Consider the following 3,734-nt stretch of genomic DNA (forward strand, 5'->3'; position numbering starts at 1 on the left):
AGCCGGTGCAGACCTCGATCGAATCGAAGCCGTCGAGGATGTCGAGCTTGGTCAGCGCCAGACCGTTGATGCCGCAGGTCCGGACCGCCTGGCGAACCAGAACCGCATCGAACCAGCCGCAACGGCGGGGCCGCCCGGTATTGGTGCCGAACTCGCGGCCGCGCTCGCCGATCTTGCGGCCGGTCTCGTTGTCCTGCTCGGTCGGGAATGGGCCCTGGCCGACGCGGGTCGTATAGGCCTTGCAGAGGCCGAGCACATAGCCGACCGCGGCGGGGCCGAGGCCCGAGCCGGTCGCCGCCTGCGCCGCCACCGTGTTGGACGAGGTGACGTAAGGGTAGGTGCCGTGATCGACGTCGAGCAGGGCGCCTTGCGCGCCTTCGAACAACATGCGCTTGCCCTCGCGCCGCTTGATGTCGAGCAGCCGCCACACCGTCTCGGCATAGGGCAGGAGCTGCGGCGCGAGCGCGGTCAATTCCTTCACGATCTCCTTGCCGTCGAACTCCGGCAGGCCGAGGCCGCGGCGCAATGCGTTGTGATGCGCCAGCAGCCGGTCGATCTTGTGCGGCAGGGTGTCGAGATCGGCGAGGTCCATCAGGCGGATGGCGCGGCGGCCGACCTTATCCTCGTAGGCCGGGCCAATGCCACGGCGGGTGGTGCCGATCGCGGTCGCCGCATTGGCGGATTCGCGATGCGCGTCGAGTTCGCGGTGCAGCGGCAGGATCAGGGTGACGTTCTCGGCGACCCGCAGATTGTCCGGGCCGACCGCGACGCCCTGCGACCGCAGCTTGGTGACCTCGTCGAGGAAGGCGGCGGGATCGAACACGACGCCGTTGCCGATCACCGACAGCTTCTGCTCGCGCAGCACGCCCGAGGGCAGCAGCGCCAGCTTGTAGGTCTTGCCGTTGATCACCAGCGTGTGGCCGGCGTTATGGCCGCCCTGGAAACGGACGACGATGTCCGCCTGCTCCGACAACCAGTCGACGATCTTGCCCTTTCCTTCGTCGCCCCACTGGGCGCCGACGACGACAACATTGGCCATTCGCGGGTAATCCCTATGCAATCTGTCAGATGCGCCCAGCCCAATCACGGCCGGGGCCGCTCGAACGCGAGGCAGCCAACCGGATAAAGGATGCAGCCTCTCTAGGCAAGCAAGAACGGGACTTTTTCGAGGCCGCGAGCGCACTCCAAGCCTTTGATATCCCCTGAAAATCCAGAAACCTTCGCGGCGGGTGCAATGCTTCGACCAAAGCGTGAGAGGCTGCTTCCGCCGCTGCATGGTCGCGATGCATCCGGCCCCCGTTGATGCAACCTCGATTTCCGTGTCTTTGAACGGGGCCGGGTTTGAACCGGCCCGGGTGCCACCGGGCTGGAGGCTTGGCGCATGACGCGGGGCCACAACAATCCAATGTCCGCCACCGACGAGACCACCGGCGCCGCCACGTCCGGCCACAACTGGATCGCCAACCAGCCCTATCTGCTGCTCAGCATCACCGCGCTGTGCTGGGCGGGCAATGCCATCGTCGGCCGGCTCGCCGCCGGTCACATCCCGCCGGTGACGCTGTCGTTCCTGCGCTGGTTCTTCGCCTTCCTGCTGGTGCTGCCGTTCGCCTGGAAACACCTTGCGCAGGACTGGCCCGCGATCCGCGGCAAGCTCGGCCTGATGGTCACGCTCTCGATCACCGGCATCGGCGCCTTCAACACGCTGCAATATTGGGCGCTGGAGCATACGCAGGCGCTCAACACTCTCCTCTTGCAATCCGCCGCGCCGCTGGTCGTGGCGCTGTGGTCGCTCGCCATCCTCGGCGTCCGCCTCACCGTAGCGCAGGCCTTCGGCGTGCTGCTGTCGATGTGCGGCGTGCTGATCATCCTGCTGCATGGCGACTTCACCACGCTGTCGAACATCGACTTCAACAAGGGCGACCTCATCTTTGTCGTCGCGCTGATCATCTTCGCGCTCTATTCGGTGCTGACCTTGAAGCGGCCGCCGATGCACGGCCTGTCGTTCCTCGCCTTCACGTTCGGCTGCGGTGCTGCCTGTCTCATTCCGCTGGAGATCTGGGAGTTGTCCGCGCGTCCCGGGATGAAGCTCGACGGGCCGAACCTCCTGACCCTCTTCTATGTCGCGGTATTCCCCTCGACGCTCGCCTATCTCTGCTTCAATCGCGGTGTCCGCCTGATCGGCGCCAACCGCGCCGCGCCGTTCTTCCATGTCGTGCCGGTGTTCGGCTCGATCATGGCAATGGCGTTTCTGGGCGAGCACCCGCAGGCGTTCCACTTCATCGGCTTCGCGCTGGTGCTGGCCGGCGTGTTCGTGGCGTCACGGAAGCAGGCGAGCTAGGCTTGGGGCCCGGTTCGATCGGCTGCGATCAAGCGTTTGTCGACGGGTTCATCCACACCATCTCCCAAACATAGCCATCGGGGTCTTCAATGTGTCGGTTGTACATGAAGCCGAGATCCTGCGCCGGATTGGGATCGGCGCGACCGCCCGCAGCCACCGCGCGCGCCAGCGTTGCATCGACGGCATCGCGGTCGTCGACCGTGAGAGCGAACATAGCCTGGCTGTGGCGCCGCGCGTCGCCGATCTCGCGGCTGGTGAATTCACGATACCGGTCGTGGGTCAGCAGCATCACGCCGATCGCGTCCGTGAACATGAGCGACGTCGAATTTGCTCCGGAGAATTGAGGATTCACCGCGCCACCCAGGGCTACGTAGAACGCTGTCGATGCGGCGAGATCGCGTACCGGCAGGTTGACCAGAATCATCTTGGACATTGCTTTTCCTTCGAAAGCGGCTGGAAGCCGCGCTATGGTCTGACATTGGGAACAGAGAGCTCTCAACACTCCTCCCTGGACTGCATTCAAATGTAGCGCGCGGCGCCCATGCAGAGCGCGGCCATGCCCAGCAGGCCGGCCGCCGCACGTTGGGCGGCGGCGATACGTGCACGGAGGTCCTCCGGCTTGCCGGTGCCGCGACGCAAGGCCGCGAGCGCACGAGGACCGATGACAGCCTGAATAGCGGCCGCGATCAGTGCACAGACAGCACCGACGGCGAGCACCTGCTCGGTCGTGCCGAAGCTGTGGGAATGAACGAGATGGCCGAGATAGCCGCCGGTCAGGATGGCAATCGTCGCCGCGCCGAGTTGTGGAAAGACCAGCTGCTCACCGGCAACTCCGCCGATGCGGGCCAGCGCAAAGCTTGATCCCGCCCAGAACACGGACGACAACACATGAAGTGACAAGGCGATCACGAGCGCAGTTTGCATGGCAAGCTCCGAACCGGCTTCTAAATTAGATATACTACATGTATAGTCAATACGTCAACAGAATGGCAAGGCGATGCCGAAGCGCAATTATGTGAGCTCCGCGCGGGCTTCCGCGGCGGCGGCGACGCGCGAGCGCATCATCGCGGCCGGCGCGCGACTCCTACGCGAGGACGCGAGCATTGCGAACTTCTCCCTCGACGTGGTCGCCAAGGCGGCCGGCGTCACGCGATTGACCGTCTACAACCAGTTCGGATCGCGGCGGGGATTGCTGGAGGCCGTGTTCGACGACATCGCGCACCAGGGCGGACTGTTCGAACTGGCCGAGGTGATGACGATGGCGGATCCGCGCGCCGCGCTCGACCGCGTCATCGAAATCTTCTGTACGTTCTGGGGGCGCGATCCCGCCATCGGCGGGCTCAACCAGGCCATCGCGACCGATCCGGAATTCGGCGAGGCGCTGATCGAGCGTAAC

The 3,734-nt window shown here is 65.0% G+C and carries 5 protein-coding genes; 2 read left to right on the plus strand and 3 right to left on the minus strand.

The annotated features are described in order from the left end of the window. A partial coding sequence (locus tag IVB32_RS19060) for an adenylosuccinate synthase (RefSeq protein ID WP_247410923.1) occupies nucleotides 1–1,039 on the minus strand: 1,039 nt, incomplete at its 3' end. A gap of 366 nt (nucleotides 1,040–1,405) precedes the next feature. On the opposite strand from IVB32_RS19060, the gene IVB32_RS19065 reads away from it, so the two are divergent. Then, nucleotides 1,406–2,338, plus strand: a complete 933-nt coding sequence (locus IVB32_RS19065) for a DMT family transporter (protein ID WP_018453854.1) — start codon at nucleotides 1,406–1,408, stop codon at nucleotides 2,336–2,338. 28 nt (nucleotides 2,339–2,366) lie between these two features. Here IVB32_RS19065 and IVB32_RS19070 read toward each other — a convergent pair whose 3' ends face one another. Together IVB32_RS19070 and IVB32_RS19075 are read right to left on the minus strand one after the other, a co-directional pair. Next, complete coding sequence (locus tag IVB32_RS19070; RefSeq protein ID WP_018453853.1) at nucleotides 2,367–2,771, minus strand: VOC family protein; 405 nt, start codon at nucleotides 2,769–2,771, stop codon at nucleotides 2,367–2,369. Nucleotides 2,772–2,857: 86 nt separating this feature from the next. Next, complete coding sequence (locus tag IVB32_RS19075; RefSeq protein ID WP_018453852.1) at nucleotides 2,858–3,262, minus strand: hypothetical protein; 405 nt, start codon at nucleotides 3,260–3,262, stop codon at nucleotides 2,858–2,860. A gap of 73 nt (nucleotides 3,263–3,335) precedes the next feature. Between IVB32_RS19075 and IVB32_RS19080 the strand changes: the two genes are divergently transcribed. After that, the coding region (locus IVB32_RS19080; protein ID WP_247410925.1) for a TetR/AcrR family transcriptional regulator at nucleotides 3,336–3,734 on the plus strand (399 nt) is incomplete at its 3' end.

Origin of the sequence: Bradyrhizobium sp. 23, assembly GCF_023073295.1 — a bacterium.
GTDB classification, from domain to species: domain Bacteria; phylum Pseudomonadota; class Alphaproteobacteria; order Rhizobiales; family Xanthobacteraceae; genus Bradyrhizobium; species Bradyrhizobium canariense_D.